The organism is Myxococcus vastator, assembly GCF_010894475.1.
In the GTDB taxonomy this organism is placed as follows: Bacteria; Myxococcota; Myxococcia; order Myxococcales; family Myxococcaceae; genus Myxococcus; species Myxococcus vastator.
The window spans coordinates 1-1,728 of record NZ_JAAIYB010000802.1; the positions used below are offsets into that span (position 1 = coordinate 1).

Genomic DNA, 1,728 nt, shown 5'->3' on the forward strand with positions numbered 1-1,728 from the left:
CGCCTCAGGCGTTCGGGTGAACTGCGGGATCAACTCGACATAGCGCGCGCGAGCAGGGGAAAGGATCACGAAGTGCCCGACGGTAGTTCCCTGGAACGCTGGCCGGATAGGGATGCCGCGCTCCAGCGCAATGTCCTCGATCTCGGCGATGACGCGGAAATCGTTGCGCAGCCGATTCCTCAGGCCTTCCTCCGTCCAGCGAGGATCCTTGAACAGCCCGCGCATCAGGAGTTCCGCCGCGTGTGTCCAGGGGCGGTTCATATAGATGGCGCCAATCTCGAAGTTCTCGATGACGGTCCGCAACCCGGAACAATGGTCGATGTCCGCGTGGGTGCACAAGACGTAATCGATACGTTCGGGGTTGTTGTAGTACCTCCGGATGTGCTTGACGAGCGTCTCTCCCGATTCCGAGTACCCACCATCCACGACGTAGGTGGTGTAGTTCCCCGGCTGTCCATAGCGGATGGCGATCGCATCCCCATTTTTCTCGCCCTCGCCCACCGGCATAAAGTCAATCTCAAATCCCATGTTCCACGAACCTCGACCGCGCAGGGCGACATGTTGTCAGACGATGAACCCGCCCTGTTGGGTTTCCGTCCTGATCTCCAACCTTAGTTAAACGAGCGCGCCAAGAAGGCCACCGGATACTGCCTCGCTAGCGGACTCCGCATCAGTGCGGCAGAGTTTGGCTGACTGCTTGGCCTTCTGGCATGTATGGGCAATTCGACTCTCATCTGCGCGGCAGGGACAGCGCCCCTCAGCAAATCCATCGATTGCACCAGGAGCAGCATCCGCTTCCTCCGCTCCCTGGGCATGGTCGACTGCTTGCAGGGTGGCCCAACCTAAGAGCGCATTGAGGACTGTCAAGGCAGCAAGGTGAACACTCGCGCGCCTCATGATGCGGAGCAACTCCTAAGCCGAAATTCCGGCGTCTGCATTGGCTTTACTGGGTTCGCCGGTCTGACTCGTATTGCCGAAAGGAGCAAGGAGCGGGGTAAAAAGCACCCCGTTGCATCCAGGCCGCCCCCCTCCTCTCTCCAGGGCACAGCCGTGGAAGGAATGCTCATTCCACGGGTGCCCCTGGAGGGCGGAGTTCCCCTTCCTACTACACGGCCACCTTCGCGCCGTGCAGCTCGCGCAGGTTGTGGGTGAGGCCAATGAGTGCCCACTCCCTGCACGCCTTCTTCCGGCCCGCGCGGATGTTCTGGATGGTGAAGGGCTTGCCTGTCACCAGCGACAGCGCCAGCGAGGTGCGCAGCACCTGCCCCCCGCCCTCTCCCTGTGAGCCATCGATGCGCACCATGACGTCCTCCTCCTTGCTGCTCGCGAATCACGAACCACCCGGCGCGCACTGACACCCCCGTGAAAATAGCGGCGCCCGCGCCCCCATCCTGGCGGCCTTTCGGCCTCTTGGGGAGCGCGGGCGCCTCGGTGTCTTCATCCCGGCATGGTCACCTCTGGGTTTCACTACCCCTTCACGCACACGACCTGCTTCAGGGTGTGGACCACTTCGACCAGGTCCGCCTGCGCCGCCATCACCGCGTCGATGGGCTTGTACGCAGCCGGCGTCTCGTCGATGACGTCCACGTCCTTGCGGCACTCCACGCCGGCGGTCGCCTTCGCGTGGTCCTCCACCGTGAAGCGCCGCTTCGCCGCCTCACGCGACATCACCCGGCCCGCGCCGTGGCTGCAGGAGTGGAAGCTGTCCGCGTTCCCCTTCCCTCGGAC

Annotated in this window: 2 protein-coding genes and 1 pseudogene; all 3 read right to left on the minus strand. The window is 63.1% G+C overall.

Annotation, left to right across the window (positions count from 1 at the left end):
• On the minus strand, window positions 1-528 hold a 528-nt coding region (locus G4D87_RS37415), incomplete at its 3' end, for an MBL fold metallo-hydrolase (protein WP_163787542.1).
• Window positions 529-1,180: 652 nt separating this feature from the next.
• Window positions 1,181-1,303: pseudogene (locus G4D87_RS37420) on the minus strand (RNA 3'-terminal phosphate cyclase); the annotation flags it as partial.
• 164 nt (window positions 1,304-1,467) lie between these two features.
• The coding region (locus G4D87_RS37425; protein WP_163787543.1) for an RtcB family protein at window positions 1,468-1,728 on the minus strand (261 nt) is incomplete at its 5' end.